General features: G+C 65.0%; 15 protein-coding genes. 2 read left to right on the top strand and 13 right to left on the bottom strand.

The window, feature by feature from the left end; translation table 11 throughout:
* Positions 1-41: 41 nt before the first annotated feature.
* Genes RDU24_RS09140 through RDU24_RS09080 form a run of 13 tightly spaced genes read right to left on the bottom strand, consistent with a single transcriptional unit; the run spans position 42 to position 11,614 of the window.
* Positions 42-1,478, bottom strand: coding sequence for an NADH-quinone oxidoreductase subunit N (locus RDU24_RS09140; RefSeq protein WP_308735439.1), 1,437 nt, complete (start codon positions 1,476-1,478; stop codon positions 42-44).
* 12 nt (positions 1,479-1,490) lie between these two features.
* Entirely contained in the window at positions 1,491-3,029 is a 1,539-nt protein-coding gene (locus RDU24_RS09135; protein ID WP_308735438.1) for a complex I subunit 4 family protein, read from the bottom strand.
* A 27-nt stretch (positions 3,030-3,056) separates the two neighbouring features.
* A complete protein-coding gene (locus RDU24_RS09130) occupies positions 3,057-4,850 on the bottom strand; it encodes a Na(+)/H(+) antiporter subunit D (protein WP_374989753.1) in 1,794 nt (597 codons plus the stop codon).
* A complete protein-coding gene (locus tag RDU24_RS09125; RefSeq protein WP_308735436.1) occupies positions 4,825-5,085 on the bottom strand; it encodes a hypothetical protein in 261 nt (86 codons plus the stop codon). Before RDU24_RS09125 ends, RDU24_RS09130 begins: the two co-directional genes overlap by 26 nt.
* A 10-nt stretch (positions 5,086-5,095) precedes the next feature.
* The gene (locus tag RDU24_RS09120; protein WP_308735435.1) at positions 5,096-6,592 is read right to left on the bottom strand and encodes a monovalent cation/H+ antiporter subunit D family protein; all 1,497 of its coding nucleotides are present in this window, start codon (positions 6,590-6,592) and stop codon (positions 5,096-5,098) included.
* A gap of 4 nt (positions 6,593-6,596) precedes the next feature.
* On the bottom strand, positions 6,597-6,905 hold the full coding sequence (nuoK, locus tag RDU24_RS09115) for an NADH-quinone oxidoreductase subunit NuoK (RefSeq protein WP_308735434.1): 309 nt from the start codon (positions 6,903-6,905) through the stop codon (positions 6,597-6,599).
* Positions 6,902-7,411, bottom strand: a complete 510-nt coding sequence (locus RDU24_RS09110) for an NADH-quinone oxidoreductase subunit J family protein (RefSeq protein WP_308735433.1) — start codon at positions 7,409-7,411, stop codon at positions 6,902-6,904. Before RDU24_RS09110 ends, nuoK begins: the two co-directional genes overlap by 4 nt.
* A 1-nt stretch (position 7,412) precedes the next feature.
* Positions 7,413-7,967, bottom strand: coding sequence for a 4Fe-4S binding protein (locus tag RDU24_RS09105; protein ID WP_308735432.1), 555 nt, complete (start codon positions 7,965-7,967; stop codon positions 7,413-7,415).
* A gap of 16 nt (positions 7,968-7,983) precedes the next feature.
* On the bottom strand, positions 7,984-8,964 hold the full coding sequence (nuoH, locus tag RDU24_RS09100) for an NADH-quinone oxidoreductase subunit NuoH (protein ID WP_308735431.1): 981 nt from the start codon (positions 8,962-8,964) through the stop codon (positions 7,984-7,986).
* An 8-nt stretch (positions 8,965-8,972) separates the two neighbouring features.
* Positions 8,973-10,139, bottom strand: a complete 1,167-nt coding sequence (locus RDU24_RS09095; protein ID WP_308735430.1) for an NADH-quinone oxidoreductase subunit D — start codon at positions 10,137-10,139, stop codon at positions 8,973-8,975.
* A gap of 20 nt (positions 10,140-10,159) precedes the next feature.
* A complete protein-coding gene (locus tag RDU24_RS09090) occupies positions 10,160-10,708 on the bottom strand; it encodes an NADH-quinone oxidoreductase subunit C (RefSeq protein WP_308735429.1) in 549 nt (182 codons plus the stop codon).
* A 1-nt stretch (position 10,709) separates the two neighbouring features.
* Positions 10,710-11,258 (bottom strand): NADH-quinone oxidoreductase subunit B, encoded by a 549-nt coding sequence (locus RDU24_RS09085; RefSeq protein WP_308735428.1) that lies wholly within the window; start codon positions 11,256-11,258, stop codon positions 10,710-10,712.
* Complete coding sequence (locus tag RDU24_RS09080) at positions 11,237-11,614, bottom strand: NADH-quinone oxidoreductase subunit A (protein WP_308735427.1); 378 nt, start codon at positions 11,612-11,614, stop codon at positions 11,237-11,239. Before RDU24_RS09080 ends, RDU24_RS09085 begins: the two co-directional genes overlap by 22 nt.
* 321 nt (positions 11,615-11,935) lie before the next feature.
* Between RDU24_RS09080 and RDU24_RS09075 the strand changes: the two genes are divergently transcribed.
* Together RDU24_RS09075 and asnB are read left to right on the top strand one after the other, a co-directional pair.
* Entirely contained in the window at positions 11,936-12,883 is a 948-nt protein-coding gene (locus tag RDU24_RS09075; RefSeq protein WP_308735426.1) for a UDP-glucuronic acid decarboxylase family protein, read from the top strand.
* A gap of 17 nt (positions 12,884-12,900) precedes the next feature.
* Positions 12,901-14,814 carry an asparagine synthase (glutamine-hydrolyzing) gene (gene asnB / locus RDU24_RS09070; RefSeq protein WP_308735425.1) on the top strand — a complete coding sequence of 638 codons (1,914 nt, stop codon included), beginning with the start codon at positions 12,901-12,903 and terminating at the stop codon, positions 14,812-14,814.
* Positions 14,815-14,914: the final 100 nt, after the last annotated feature.

Below are 14,914 nucleotides of genomic sequence, written 5' to 3'. Positions count from 1 at the left end.
CCGCGTGTGCGGGCCTTTCGTTTGGTCGAAGCGATGCGTGGTTACGGGATGAGCTGCTTGCCAGCCATGATGGCGAAGTCGAACACGCGGCCGGGCACCATGCCGAGCACCAGCACCAGCAGGGCCAGCAGGCTCGCGCCGCAGATGCTGAAGGCGCTGTTGTCGGGCGTGGGCACGTCCTCGCCCGCCTCGTGGGTGTAGGCGTGGCGCACCAGGCTCAGGTAGTAGTAGATGGCGATGGCGCTGTTCAGCACCAGGGTGATGACCAGCCAGTTGTAGCCATGGTCCCAGGCCGAGGTGATGAGGAAGAACTTGCCCATGAAGCCCATGGTGGGCGGCAGGCCGACCAGGGCGAAGGCGCCCACGCCAAGCGCAAAGGCCAGGGCCGGGGCGCGCTTGTACAGGCCGTTCAGGTCGTCCATCTGCAGGTTGCGGCCGTCGGAGGCGATGCGGCTGACGACCCAGAACACGAGCAGGTTCATGACCAGGTAGGCCAGGGCGTAGAACACCGCGGCGGACAGGCCCATGGCCGTGCCGGAAACCAGGCCGACCATGATGTAGCCCGCGTGGGCGACGGAGGAGAAGCCGAGCAGGCGCTTCAGGTCCTTCTGGGCCAGGGCGCACAGGTTGCCGTAGGTCATGGAGCAGGCGCCAAGGATCGCCAGCAGGGTGGTGATCTCAAGGCCGGGCTTGAGCAGCGTGGCCAGGCGCACCAGCACCACAACCGCGCCCAGCTTGGGCAGGGTGGCCACGAATCCGGCGGTCTCGTTGCTCGCGCCCTGGTAGACGTCCGGGCACCAGAAGTGGAAGGGGAAGAGCGCCAGCTTGTAGAACATGCCGCCAAGGAACAGCGACAGGCCGACAACAGCCATGGGCGCGCCGTCCCAGGTCCAGGTGCGCAGGGCCAACTGCGAGATGTAGCTCGTGTGCTGGCTGGCCAGGATGTAGGAGAAGCCGTACAGCGCCAGGGCCGTGGCGACAGCTCCGAAGAGGATGTACTTGATGCCCGCCTCGGCCGCGCGGGGGTCGCCCTTGGAGCCGGTGTTGCGCAGGGGGATGACGGCGTACAGGCTGTACGACGAGATCTCAAGCGCCAGGTAGATGGTGATGAGCTCAACGGCGGAGGACAGGATCATCAAGCCCCAGGCCGAGATGGCCAGGAACATGAAGTAGTCCGGGCGCTTGCGCTCCTCAAGGGAGGGCTGGCGCGAGGCGTTCAGCACGGTCACGTAGAAGCCGAAGGAAATGGCGAGCTTCATGAACTGCGAAAGCGCGTCGAGCTTGTAGGCCCCGCCGAAGATAAGCCCCTCCGCCCCCCAGGACACGATGCACACGAAGATGCCGAAGCCCGCGAAGAACGGAAGCCAGCGCTCCGCGGGAGGGGTCTCCGAGCCATCGCCCAGGCTCTGGAAGAACAGGGCGAGAATCAGCAACAGTTGGTATAATTCCGGGACAATCTGGATGGGATTGAAAACCACGGCCGCCACTCCCTAATTGTTGACCGGTTCGGCAGGGACAACAACGGCGGCCACCGCAGCAGGCGCGGGCGTTGCCGCCACCTTCTGCTCCACCGTGTTGCGCTGCTTCAAATCGCCCACGAGCTTCTCAACGGAAGGATCGATGAGCTTGAAGAAAAGCCCGGGGGCCAGGCCGATGTAGAACACGAAGACCGCGGGGATCAAAAGGTACGTCCACTCGCGGGTGTTCAGATCGCGCCAGGTCTTGGCACATGCGGGCTGGCCCCAGGCCATCTTGAGAGAAACGCGGAACATGTAAGCCGCCCCGAGGAGCGCGCCGGGCACAAGGCAGGCGCCGATGTACGGGCTGACCTGGAAGGCGCCGGTGAACACCAGCATCTCGCCCACGAACCCGTTGGTGCCGGGGAAGCCGAAGCTCGCCAGCGCATACAGGCCCCAGAAGCCCATGAACGCGGGCAGATACTTGCCCAGGCCCATGTTGTCGGCGATCTGCCGACTGTGGCTTCTTTCATACACCGCGCCGATCATCATAAACAGCGCGCCGGTGATGATGCCGTGATTGAGCATCTGGAACAGGGCGCCCTCGATCCCGCGCAGGTTGAACAGGAAGATGCCCAGCGTCACGAAGCCCATGTGGCCCACGGACGAGTAGGCGACCAGCTTCTTGATGTCCTCCTGGCCGAGGGCGATGGCCCCGCCGTAAAGGATGCTGGCGATGGAGATGGCGATCATCATGGGCGCGAAGTAGACGCTGGCCTCAGGCGTCAGCGGCAGGCAGAAGCGCAGGAAACCATACGTGCCCATCTTGAGCAGCACCGCCGCCAGGATGACCGAGCCGGCGCTCGGCGCCTGCACGTGGGCTGCCGGAAGCCAGGTGTGGAACGGGAACATGGGCACCTTGATGGCGAAGGCGAGCGCCATTGCCAGGAAGGCCCAGAACTGGAACTTGAAGGTGAAGGGGAAGAGCATCAGCTCCGGGATGGAGAAGGTGCCGCCCGTGATGCGGAAGGCCACGATGGCCGCCAGAAGCAGCGTGGAGCCCGCCAGCGTGAACAGGAAGAACTTGAGCGAGGCGTACCGGCGCTGGTCGCCGCCCCAGACCGCGATGAGCAGGTACATGGGGATGAGCATGGCCTCCCAGAACACGTAGAAGAGCACGAAGTCCAGCGCCGAGAACACGCCCACGCAGGCCGCGGTCATGAACAGCAGGCAGAAGTGGAACTCCTTCACGCGCTTGGAGATGTACGTCCACGAGCACATGACGCACAGCGGCAGGATGGCGAGCGTCAGCATGACCATGAGGTAGCTGATGCCGTCCACAGCGAGATGGTATTCCAGCCCCCACTGCGGCACCCAATGCGCGCGCTCCACAAACTGCCATTCGGCGTTGTGTTTGAAGGTGAGGAGCGGGATGGCCAGGATCAGCTCCAGGATGGACGCTCCCATGGTATAGGCGCGGGCAACCTGCGGGCTTTTGATGAGGAAAAGCCCCGCTGCGGCCAGAAGCGGAAAGACGATCAGTGTCGTTAAAACTGGGTATCCGAATTCCAAGGCTCGCTCTCCGTCTCGTTGCGAGGTTTAGGCGAAATACCAGACCGCCGCGAACACGCACAGGGCCAAAGTTGCCGCCAGCCCCAGGTAATCCTGGAGCCTGCCGGTCTGCACCTTGGCGCCAAGCACGCCCACGTTCTGGACCGTGTACGCCGAGCCGTCCACCACGGTGTCGATTCCCTTCGTGTCGAACCAGACCGTGCCGCGTGCCAGGGTCAGCAGGCCGCGCAGACCGGCGGCGCGATAGGCCTCGGTCCAGCGGTCGTCGATCCAGGCCAGGGGCTTGCAGACCAGGGCAAAGATGCCCCGGCCGATGAGCCGATAGAAGAAGTCGAAGTCCAGGTTGGTCTTGGCGTGCGGGGTGATGATGTCCCGCGTGATGTAGAAGGCCAGCCCGGAGAAGCCGAGAAGCATCAGCGCCTGCAACACATGCCATACGGTCCACGGATGGTACGCGTGTTCCATTTCAAAGGGCAGGTAGCGGTAGAGCATGTCGGGATAGAGCCCCTGCGCGATGCACAGCGCCGCGCCCATGGCCATGCCCACGTACATGTTCACCGGGATGGGCTTCAGCTCGAGCTTGTCGTTGGCCGGCTTGGCCCAGAAGGCGAAGTACGGCAGCTTGATGCCCACAGAGAGGAACGTACCGACCGCCGCCACTTCCATGCCGATGGCCAGCCAGGTGCGGTGCGCCTCGGCGGCGCCGACGATGGTCATGGTCTTGGAGATGAAGCCGTTGAACAGGGGCATGCCCGAGATCGAGAGGGCCGCCACCATGTAGAACACCATGACCCAAGGCATGCGGTGCACCAGGCCGCCCAGCTTGTCGAGCTTGGTGGTGCCCGCGGCGTAGAGGAGGCAGCCCGTGCCCATGAAGAGCAGGCCCTTGTAAAGGATGTGCGCGTAGGCGTGGGCCGTGGCGCCGTTCAGCGTCATGGCCGTGCCGATGCCGATGCCGGCCACCATGTAACCGACCTGGGAGACGATGTGGTAGGACAAGATGCGCCGGGCGTTGTTCTCGATGCACGCGTAGAGCACACCGTAGACGCACATCACCGTTCCGGCGATGGCCAGGAGCTCCACCCCGGCGAAGCCGCGCATGAGCACGTACACCGCCGTCTTGGTGGTGAAGGCGCACATGAACACCGAGCCGGTGACGGTGCCCTCGGGGTAGGCGTCGGGCAGCCAGGCGTGCATGGGCACCACCGCAGCGTTGACGCAGAACCCGAGCAGGATCATCCAGTCGTAGGCCATCATGTGCGTCGGCGCGACCGCGTCGAAGCTGAAGTTGCCCACGGCCTTGTAGCGCAGCAGCAGGCCGATCAGGAGGAACAGGCCGCCGATGGTGTGGTACATGAAGTAGCGGAAGCCCGCCTTGGTCGAGACCGGGTTCCTGGCCAGCCAGATCAGGAAGGTGGAGCCGATGCTCATGAACTCCCAGAAGATGAACAGCGTCAGGAAGTCCGCCGCGAAGGTGCAGCCGAAGGCGCCGCCCACATACACGCAGGCCATGATGTGCTGGAGCTTGTCCTCCACGTGCATGGCGTAGACCATGCCGATGAGGCTCATGACGGCGAAGACCTGGGCGAAGACCAGCGAGAGCTTGTCCACGCGGCCGAACTGCAGGGTCTGGCCGAGGTACGAAAGCTCGCCGTAGTTCCCGGGGACCACGGTCATGACGCTCCAGATGGCGATGATCGAGGGCACGAGCAGGAGCCATTTCCAGCCCTTGCCGCCGATGAACGGCAAGACCAGCGCCAGGGCGAAGAAGCCCACGCTCGGGTGGACGAAGAAGTTAGCTGTTTCGCTCATAATAGTCATCTCCGCGGCTGATCATGGGCTGAACGATCTTTTTCATGACGATGACCAGGGCCAGGCCCACAATCAGGCCGAACACGGGCCAGAACCCGGCGTAGGCGTCGTAGACGAACTCGGCCTCGTGCGGGCGGATGAACACATTGAACCCGACCAGCACAGCCAGGCCCAGGAAGAACAGGACGCCGAACACGCCGCGCCTGGCCCTCAGTTCCGTAAGCAACATCCCGAACAAGCTCATATCAGGCCCCCTAGAACTTGCCAAAGATTCTGACGAAATCCATGAACAGGGCGGGATACAGGCCCAGGATCACGGAGATGGCACCGGTGGTGCACAGCGGGATCACCATGGTCAGCGGCGCTTCCTTGAAGTGGTGGAAGTGCGGATCAGGCAGCGGCTCCTTGAAGAAGGCCCGGTAGATCACCGGCAGGAAGTAGCCCGCGTTCAGTGCGGTGGAGAGCATGAAGGCCAGGAAGATGATGATCTGGCCTGCCTGCAGCGCGCCGTTGACGATGTACCATTTGCTGACGAAGCCGCAGACCGGCGGCATGCCGATCATGGACAAGGAGGCGATGGCGAAGGCTCCGAAGGTCCAGGGCATCTTGCGGCCCAGGCCGTCCATCTTGCTGATCTGTTTCAGGTGCGTGGCGACGTAGATGGCGCCTGCCGCGAAGAACAGCGTGATCTTGGAGAAGGCGTGGTGCGCGATGTGGGCCATGCCGCCCTGCACCGCCATGGGGGTCAACAGCGCCACGCCGCACACGACGTAGGAGAGCTGGGCCACGGTGGAGTAAGCCAGCCGCGCCTTCAGGTCGTCCTTGGTCAGGGCGATGAAGCTGGCCACAGTGAGCGTGAAGGCCGCCACCGCCGCCGTGGGGATGCCCAGGCCGAGCTGGTGCATCACGTCCACGCCGAAGCCGGAGAGGATGATGCGGCAGACGCAGAACACGCCCGCCTTCACGACCGCCACCGCGTGCAGCAAGGCCGAGACCGGCGTGGGCGCGACCATGGCCGAGGGCAGCCAGTTGTGGAAGGGCATGAGCGCCGCCTTGCCGATGCCCGCGATGTACAGCACGTAGGTGATGGTCACGGCCAGCGGGTGCGCGGCGACCACATCAGGCGGGAACATGCCCTTGGCGACGTCGCCCAGGTGGAAGTCCAGCGTGCCGAGCAGCACGTAGGTCATGACCATGGCGGGCAGCAGGAACAGCTTCGAGGTGCCCATGAGGTAGACGATGTACTTGCGCGCGCCGGTGAAGCTGGTCTCGTCCTGGTGGTGGGCGACCAGCGGGTACGTGAACACCGTGATGACCTCGTAGAAGAGGTAGAGGGTGAACACGTTGGCGGAAAGGGCCACGCCCTCGGCGCCGAAGATGGCCACCGCGAAGCAGACGTAGTAGCGCGTCTGGGCGTGCTCGTTCAGGCTGCGCATGTAGCCGATGTTGTAGCTGGTGGCGAACATCCACAGGAAGCTCGCGACCAGGCCGAAGATGAGCGAGAGCCCGTCGGCGCAGAACGTCACCGTGATGCCGGGCATGATGTCGAACAGGGTGTACTTCCAGATGTTGCCCGCCAGCACCTGGGGCGCAAGGGTCAACACGGAGATGAAGGTGAGCCCGCCAGCCGCGAAGGAGACGCCCTCGCGCTTGTTCTGATCATTCCGGCAGAGCCAGATGAACAGCGGCGCCACCAGGGTGATCGCGATGGGCAGGAGCACGCGTGCGCTTTCAATGATCCCGGTCGTCATAGCGCTATCCCTTCAGAGTCGAAACGACGCTGGTTTTGGTGGTGCCGAAACGCCTGGCGATGACCACGATGATGGCCAGGACCAGGGTCGCCTCCGCTGCCGCAAGACCCATGACGAACAGGGTGCCGAGCTGCCCCAGCATGGCGTTGGCCGGGGTGAGCTGGCTGGCCGCCACGATGGAGAGTCCGGCGCCGTTGAGCATGAGTTCCACGCTGATGAGCATGCCCACCAGGCTTCTGCGCTGGGAGATTCCAAAAAGCCCCGCCATGAGCAGGATCAGGGCCACCAGTTGATAGAGCGTAAGCGGGCTCATTTGCCGTTCCTCCTCTCCCAGGCCAGGAGCACAGCCCCGGCCATGGACACCAAAAGCACCACCGAGATCAGCTCAAAGGCAAGGCCGTAGGGGCCAAGCAGGCCCAGGCCGAGATTTTCGATGGACACCTCGACAGGCGTGCCCGTTGTGGCCAGCGGCCGGGTCAGCACCAGCCAGCCCAGGATGCCGCCCACGGACAGCACCGCCGTCAGGGCCAGGAGGTTCTGGCGCAGGGGCGCGCTGTCGGCCTCCTCGCCGCCGGCGTCGGCGCGGGTGAGCATGATGGCGAAGAAGATGAGCACGCAGACCGCGCCCACGTAGATGAGGATCTGCATCAGCGCCATGAACTGGGCGTTTAAGAGCATGTACATGCCCGCGACGCCCATGAGCGTGGCGATGAGGCCCACCATGGCCCGCACCAGGCTCTTGGCCCCCACGGCCACGAGGCTGCCGCCCAGGATGATGAGCGTGTAGAAGCCGAACACGATTTTCGCGATGTTTTCCATGCTAGGCCTCGCTCTGCCCGGTCTCGGGGGCGGCGGACGCGTCCATGCCCTCAAGCCCGGCCTGGTTCTTCAAAAGCTGCACCAGGTCGAAGTGGAAGTCCTCGCGGCTGTAGCCCGCCAGGTACGCGCTGCCGGTGAAGTCCAGCGCGCCCACCGGGCAGTTCTCCATGCAGGTGCCGCACAGGCTGCACAAGGTGAAGTCGTAGATGAACTTCTCAGGATCCTTGGGGGTCTTGTCCTTGGGCTTTTCGCCCTTGGCCTTGGCCTCGGCCAGGGCCTGCTCCTCTTCGGGAGTGGGCTTGGGAGGCTTGCGCTTGACCACCGTCAGGCAGTTGCTGGGGCAGGCCAGGGCGCACATGCCGCAGGAGATGCACTTGGGCTTGCCGGTCTTGCCGCCGACGAGTTCCAGGTGTCCCTTGTAGGTGGCGATGTTCGACACCGCCTTCCACGGGTAGCGCACGGTCACCTGGGGAGCGCGGAAGTAATCCTTGGTGACCCGCAGGCCGACCATGAGGCTCCACAGGTCGGACACGGTATTCAGGGCTTCTTTTATCATACCTTACACCACCGTCTTAGGCGAACTGGGCCAGCTTCACGAAGAAGGCCGTCAGCAGCAGGTTGGCCACGGCCAGGGGCAAGAGCCACTTCCAGTTGATCACCAGGAGCTGGTCGAAGCGCACGCGGGGATACGTCCAGCGCACGAAGACCATGAGCAGCATGAGAGCCGAAACCTTGAGCACGAACCACACCGGTCCGGGCAATACCGGCCCGTGCCAGCCGCCCAGGAACAGCGCCGTGGCCACGGAGCAGACCACGACCATGTTGGCGTATTCCGCCAGGAAGAAGAGGCCGAAGCCCATGCCCGAGTATTCCGTGTGGAAACCGGCGGTGAGCTCGCTCTCTGCCTCGGGCAGGTCGAAGGGGGCGCGGTTGGTCTCGCCCAGGGCGCTTACAATATAGATGAGGAAGGCCAGGGGCTGGGTCATGATGTTCCAGTTCCAGGGCCAGGTGCCCTGTCCCTTGACCACCTGGGCCAGATCCAGGCTGCCGGCCACGAAGCTCACCGCCAGCACCGACAGGAGCAGCGGGATCTCATAGGCCACGGCCTGGGCCACGCCGCGCGCGGCGCCGAGCAGGCCGTACTTGTTGTTGGAGGCCCAGCCCGCCAGCAGCACCGAGAGCACCGCCAGGCCGGAGAAGGCCAGGATCAAGAGCACGCCGAGGTTCACGTCGAGGGCCTGGAGGCCATCGCCCACGGGCAGCGGCAGGAACAGCAGCAGCACGGGCAGGAAGGCCAGGACCGGCGCCAGCCAGAACAGGATGGGGTCCGCGCCCAGGGGCATGAACAGCTGCTTGCCCACCAGCTTCAGCGCGTCGCACAGGGGCTGCAGCGCGCCGCTCGGGCCGACCTCATAGGGGCCGGGACGGCGCTGGATGTGGCCCGCGACTTTGCGTTCCACCCAGACCATGACCAGGCCGATCAATCCCACGCTGGCGGCCACGGCCACCAAACCGATAAGGATGTTCAACAACTCTGCAGGTATGGCGTTCATTACTTCTCCTACCTGTCGATTTCCGGAATGATCAGGTCAAGGCTGCCAAGGATGGCCACCGCGTCGGCCAGGATGGTTCCCTGGGAGACTTCGGCGAAGAGGCTTAAGTTGCAGTAGCCCGGCGCGCGGAGCTTGGTGCGGTAGATGTTCTTCCCGCCGTCGCTGACCACGTAGGCGCCGATCTTGCCGCGCGCGCCCTCCACGGCGAAGTAGCCTTCGCCCTTGGGCACCTTCCACGAAGGCTTGGGCGCGCCCTTCACCAGCACCTCGCCCTCGGGCATCATCTCCAGGGCCTGCTCGATGATGCGCAGGCTCTGCTCCATCTCGGCCATGCGCACGTCGTAGCGGCCGCGCGCGCACTTGAGGTTCGAGGTGGGGATTTCGAAGTCGAGCTTCGGGTAGACCGAGTAGGGCTGGGCGCGGCGCACGTCGTACTTGATGCCGGAGCCCCTGGCCACCGGGCCGGTGGCGCCGAAGCGGCGGCAGACTTCCTGCTCGATGACGCCGATGTCCTCGATGCGCTTTCTGAGGATGATGTTGTCGGAGACGAGATCCTTGTACATGGGCAGGCGCGAGCGGAACCAGGGGATGAACTCCTGGATGCGGCGGATGCAGTCGGCGCTCAGGTCCTTGGCCACGCCGCCGATGCGGTAGTAGCTGTAGGTCAGGCGCGAACCCGTGGGGTCCTGCAGGATGTCGAGGATTTTTTCGCGGTCGTCGAAGGCGTACATGATGGGGGTGAAGGCGCCGAGGTCCAGCAGGTACGCGCCCCACCAGAGCAGGTGGGAGGCGATGCGGTTCAGCTCGCAGGTGATGACGCGGATGTACTCGGCGCGTTCCGGCACCTCGATGCCGCCCACCAGTTCCGCAGCGCCCACGAAGGCCCAGTTCCAGCCCAGGGCGTGGCCGTAGTCGACTCTGCCCATGTTGGGGATGAACTGCGCCGCGGTCTTCACCTCGGCCATCTTCTCGTGCATGCGGTGCAGGTAGCCGAGCACCGGCTCCGCGCGCATGATGTATTCGCCGTCGAGCTCGACCACCACGCGCAAAACGCCGTGGGTGGACGGGTGCTGCGGCCCGAGGTTCAGGATGAGGTTGCCCTCGCCAGCCGTCTTGGCGAAATTCTGGGTGTAGAAATCGCCCGCCAGGTGATCGTTGTTTTGATAGGTTGTCATAGGCGTGCCGCTGTCCTGGTTTATGCCGTGGCCGGCTTGTCGCCGCCAGACTCTTTGGCCTCGGCTGGCGCGTCAGGCGTCATGAGGGTGAAGGACGGGTGGCAGTACACGACCTCGCCCGCCTCCAGCATGTCCTTGGCCTTGGCCCGGGCCTTGTCCTCCTTGCGCAGGGGGAAGCAGTCGGCCATGTCGGGGTCCATGAGCAGGGGAATCAGGTTCGGGTTGCCCTCGAACACAACGCCGTGGAAGTCCCTGGTCTCGCGCTCGTGCCATTCGGCGCCGTGGAACACGTTCGCGATGGACGGAACGACCGGGCTTGCGTGGGGGGCCAGCACCCGCAGGGTCACGCGGCCGGGAGCCTCGAAGTGGTCGAAGTGGTAGACCACCACGTACCCCTCGGCGCAGTCCACGGCGCAGATGTCTTCAATATAGTAGTCGGCCGCGAGCAGCCGTTCTGCCGCGCGCACCAGGGTGCTTGCCGGCAGGAAGGCCTGGAAGACCTGCCCGGTCTTGGCGGCGTCGCACTTGGCCAGATACAGGGCGGAAAGTCCGCTGAAGAGCGCTTCCATGCTACTTGCCCTCCACGTCGAACGGCCCCTCCAGCGGGGGATTGGGCCAGAAACGTTTTCCGGAGATCTTCTCCTGGAGCTTGAACAAGCCTTCCAGGAGCGCCTCCGGGCGGGGCGGGCAGCCGGGCACGAACACGTCGACGGGGATCAGGTTGTCCACGCCCTCGACGATGCCGTACTGGTTCTTGAACTTGAAGGGACCGCCGGAGATGGCGCAGTTGCCCATGGCGATGACCCAGCGCGGGGCGGGCATCTGCTCGTAGAGGCGGACAACGGCGGGAGCCATCTTCTTGGTCACCGTTCCGGCCACGATCATGATGTCGCTCTGGCGCGGCGAGGGGCGGAAAACCTCCGCGCCGAAGCGCGCGATGTCCCACCTGGCCATGCCGACCGACATCATCTCAATGGCGCAGCAGGCCAGACCGAAGGTCATGGGCCACAGGGACATGGAGCGGCAGATGTCGACGATCTGCTTGGCGGGCCCTATGTTCAGGATCGGGTCGGCGACGACGACATCGGGTTTCTGCGCTAGGAGATTTTGCGCGGCCATGTGAACACCCCTTTCGCCCAGAAGTAGATAATGGCTAAGACCAGCACAAACAGGAAGATGAACATCTCCAGGAAGGGCAGCCAACCCTCGGTTGCGCGGTACACGGTGGACACCGGGAACAGGTAGAGCACGTCCACGTCGAACGCCAGGAACAGCAAGGCGTAAACGTAGTAGTTAATCCCAAACCTTGTCCAAGAGCCTCCATACGGCCGCATGCCGCACTCGTACGGCATGCCCATGTCGCCCCCGCGCGCCCGGGGCGCCACCAGGTACGACAGGATGAGCGGACCGCCTGCGAACAGCAGGCCTCCGATCAGGAACAGGATGATGGCCAAATGCAGCCAGCTAAAGACCATAGCCCTCCCCCTTCCACAAATTCGGCCCGAAAAACCGGGCCTTGGACCAAACTTTAGAAAATGATGCCCTCTTTTGCCCGGACTTGCCAACGACGTCAACCCCTGTTGTGAATTTTCGAGTCTTTCTTGCCCCGGAATGCCTCCCAATTATTGGTATATAACATTGGAATAATAGTGTTTTTTATTTCGCAAATTGGCTTCCTGCGAGCCCGCGCCAACAGGCCGAGGAGCCCCGAATACTCGCTGCGCGGCCTTGTGCTGAGCCCGATTTTTGCTTACATCTTCGCTGTGATGCAGACACCTCTAGCCACAGGAGAGTCCATGGCCCAGAACAAGCGCATCCTCATCACCGGCGGATCCGGCTTTTTGGGCTCGCACCTGTGCGCGCGCCTGCTCGATGCCGGGCACGACGTGCTCTGCGTCGACAACTACTTCACCGGCCGCAAGGAGAACATCCGCCACCTTTTGCACCACCCCTGCTTCGAGGTGCTGCGCCACGACGTGACCTTCCCGCTCTACGTGGAGGTCGACGAGATCTACAACCTGGCCTGCCCGGCCTCGCCCATCCACTACCAGCACGACCCGGTGCAGACCACCAAGACCAGCGTGCACGGCGCCATCAACATGCTGGGCCTGGCCAAGCGCATCAAGGCCAAGATCATGCAGGCCAGCACAAGCGAGGTCTACGGCGACCCGAGCATCCACCCCCAGGTGGAGAGCTACTGGGGCAACGTCAACCCCATCGGCCCGCGGGCCTGCTACGACGAGGGCAAGCGCTGCGCCGAGACGCTGTTCTTCGACTACCACCGCCAGCACAAGCTGCGCATCAAGGTGGCGCGCATCTTCAACACCTACGGCCCGAACATGGCCATCAACGACGGCCGCGTGGTCAGCAACTTCATCGTCCAGGCCCTGAAGGGCGAGGACATCACCGTCTACGGCGAGGGCAGCCAGACCCGCTCCTTCTGCTACGTGGACGACCTGGTGGAGGGCTTCATCCGGCTCATGGCCACCCCGGACGACTTCACCGGGCCCATGAACCTGGGCAATCCCGGCGAGTTCACCATCCTCGAGCTGGCCGAGACCGTCATCCGCATGACCAAGTCCAAGTCGCGCATCGTGCACAATCCCCTGCCCCAGGACGACCCCACCCAGCGCCAGCCGGACATCACACTGGCCCGGCAGGTCATCGGCTGGGAGCCCAAGACCAAGCTGGAGGACGGTCTGGTCAAGACCATCGACTTCTTCCGCAAGGCTTTGGAGCTCTAGGCGCGGCAGGGCCCTGCATGTGCGGCATCTGCGGACACGTCCGCCCGACCCCGGCCTCCGGCGGCCCCGGCCAGGCCGACCTCGCGGCCCTGGCGCCCCTGCTGGGCCTTTTGGCCCACCGCGGCCCGGACCAGACCGACTCCTGGCTTGAGCCGGGCGGAGCCGTGGCGCTCGGGCACACGCGCCTGTCCATCCTTGACCTGGACCCGCGCGCGGGCCAGCCCATGCACGACCCGCACACCGGCAACGTCATCGTCTTCAACGGCGAGATCTACAACTTCCGCGCCCTGCGCACGGCCCTGGAAGAACAGGGCGAGGTCTTCCGCACCACCGGCGACACCGAGGTGCTGCTGGCCCTCTACCGCCTGCACGGGCGCGACTGCCTGCCCCTGCTGCGCGGCATGTTCGCCTTCGCCCTCTGGGACGCGGGCCGGCGCGAGCTGTTCCTGGCGCGCGACCGCCTGGGCAAGAAGCCGCTGGTCTACTTCGACGGGCCGCCCTCAGCAAATGGGGGGGGGCTTGTCTTCGCCTCCGAGCTGCGCGCCCTGCGCGCGCACCCGCTCTGCCCCGCCGGGGGCTCCGTCCACGGCCTCGACCCCGAAGCCCTGGACCTGTACCTGAGCCTTGGCTACGTGCCCGCGCCGCGCACCATCCTGAAGGGCGTGCGCAAGCTGCCGCCCGCCCACTGCGCGGTCTACGGCCAGGACGGCCTGCGCGTCTGGCGCTGGTGGGACGTGGACTACCGCGAAAAGCTCGACGTGAGCGAGGCCGAGGCCCTCGACCTGGCCTGGGACTGCCTGCGCGAAAGCGTGCGCCTGCGCCTGGAGTCCGACGTGCCGCTGGGCCTGCTGCTCTCCGGCGGCGTGGACTCGAGCCTCGTGGCCGCCGTGCTGGCCGACTTGAGCCCCGGGCAGGCCCGGGCCTTCAGCATCGGCTTCGACGAAAAGAAATACAACGAGCTGCCCCACGCCCAGACCGTGGCCAGCCACCTGGGGCTGAACCTCACCCACGAGATCATGCCCGCCGCCACCCTGGAGGCCCTGCCCGAGGTGGCCCTGCGCTACGGCGAACCCTACGCCGACGACTCGGCGCTGCCCTCGCTGTTCCTCTCGCGCATGGCCAGAAAGCACATCACCGTGGCCCTCGGCGGCGACGGCGGCGACGAGCTGGCCCTGGGCTACCCCACCTACCGCCACGCCAAGGTGGCCTCGGCCATACACTCGCTGCTGCCGCTTTCGCGCCCCAAGGACGAGAGCCTGCGCAGGCTCGCCTCCACACACACCGACATCGCCCGCGCCCGCCGGGAATTCCTGGCAGCCAACCTCTGGCCCGAGACCAAGCCGCTCTTGCGCACCGAGCCGCGCCTGTGGCCCCTCAAGGCACGCCTCTACACGCCAGAGGCCCGGCAACGCCTGGCCGCAACCTACGCCGACTGGTTCCTGCCCTGGCTGGACCGCTCCTTCGAGCACGCGGCCAACCCCGTGGAGCGCATGCTCTACATCGACAACGCCACCTGCCTGCCCGACGACCTGCTGGTCAAAATGGACATCGCCAGCATGGCCGCCAGCCTGGAGGTGCGCTCGCCCCTGCTCGACCACAAGCTCATCGAACTCTTCGCCGCGCTGCCCGTCGGGCTCAAGGTGCACAGAGGCGAAACCAAGCACCTCCTGAAAAAAATGGCCGAGCGCGTGCTGCCGAAACACGTCCTCTACCGCCGCAAGCAGGGCTTCGACCTGCCCATCCGCGAATGGATGGCCGGACCCATGCACGGCTTCGTCATGGACGCGCTGGCCTCCGCCGACCCGGGCCTGGCCGAGCACCTCAACATGGACGCGGCAAAAGCCATCGCCCGCGAACACGCGGAAGGCAAAAACCGCAAGAACATGCTCTGGCGCCTGCTCGTGCTCGCCCTGTGGAGCCGGGCCAGGTAGACGGGAAGCCTCCGGCGGCCTGGGGCGCTGCCCCTGGACCCCGCCGGGGACCTGAGGCCCATCTATGCTGTCGACAGCCGTAAGATTCGCGGAAGACCGC

The sequence above is a fragment of the Humidesulfovibrio sp. genome (genome assembly GCF_031082295.1).
Classification (GTDB): domain Bacteria; phylum Desulfobacterota; class Desulfovibrionia; order Desulfovibrionales; family Desulfovibrionaceae; genus Humidesulfovibrio.
This window is presented reverse-complemented; position numbering and strand designations above follow the sequence as displayed.

Coding starts and splice junctions, on each gene's coding strand:
- asnB (WP_308735425.1), top strand. CDS start 12,901: ATGTGCGGCATCTGCGGACACGTCCGCCCGACCCCGGCCTCCGGCGGC.
- RDU24_RS09080 (WP_308735427.1), bottom strand. CDS start 11,614: ATGGTCTTTAGCTGGCTGCATTTGGCCATCATCCTGTTCCTGATCGGA.
- RDU24_RS09090 (WP_308735429.1), bottom strand. CDS start 10,708: ATGGAAGCGCTCTTCAGCGGACTTTCCGCCCTGTATCTGGCCAAGTGC.
- nuoH (WP_308735431.1), bottom strand. CDS start 8,964: ATGAACGCCATACCTGCAGAGTTGTTGAACATCCTTATCGGTTTGGTG.
- RDU24_RS09095 (WP_308735430.1), bottom strand. CDS start 10,139: ATGACAACCTATCAAAACAACGATCACCTGGCGGGCGATTTCTACACC.
- RDU24_RS09110 (WP_308735433.1), bottom strand. CDS start 7,411: ATGGAAAACATCGCGAAAATCGTGTTCGGCTTCTACACGCTCATCATC.
- RDU24_RS09085 (WP_308735428.1), bottom strand. CDS start 11,258: ATGGCCGCGCAAAATCTCCTAGCGCAGAAACCCGATGTCGTCGTCGCC.
- nuoK (WP_308735434.1), bottom strand. CDS start 6,905: ATGAGCCCGCTTACGCTCTATCAACTGGTGGCCCTGATCCTGCTCATG.
- RDU24_RS09075 (WP_308735426.1), top strand. CDS start 11,936: ATGGCCCAGAACAAGCGCATCCTCATCACCGGCGGATCCGGCTTTTTG.
- RDU24_RS09105 (WP_308735432.1), bottom strand. CDS start 7,967: ATGATAAAAGAAGCCCTGAATACCGTGTCCGACCTGTGGAGCCTCATG.
- RDU24_RS09120 (WP_308735435.1), bottom strand. CDS start 6,592: ATGACGACCGGGATCATTGAAAGCGCACGCGTGCTCCTGCCCATCGCG.
- RDU24_RS09125 (WP_308735436.1), bottom strand. CDS start 5,085: ATGAGCTTGTTCGGGATGTTGCTTACGGAACTGAGGGCCAGGCGCGGC.
- RDU24_RS09130 (WP_374989753.1), bottom strand. CDS start 4,850: ATGACTATTATGAGCGAAACAGCTAACTTCTTCGTCCACCCGAGCGTG.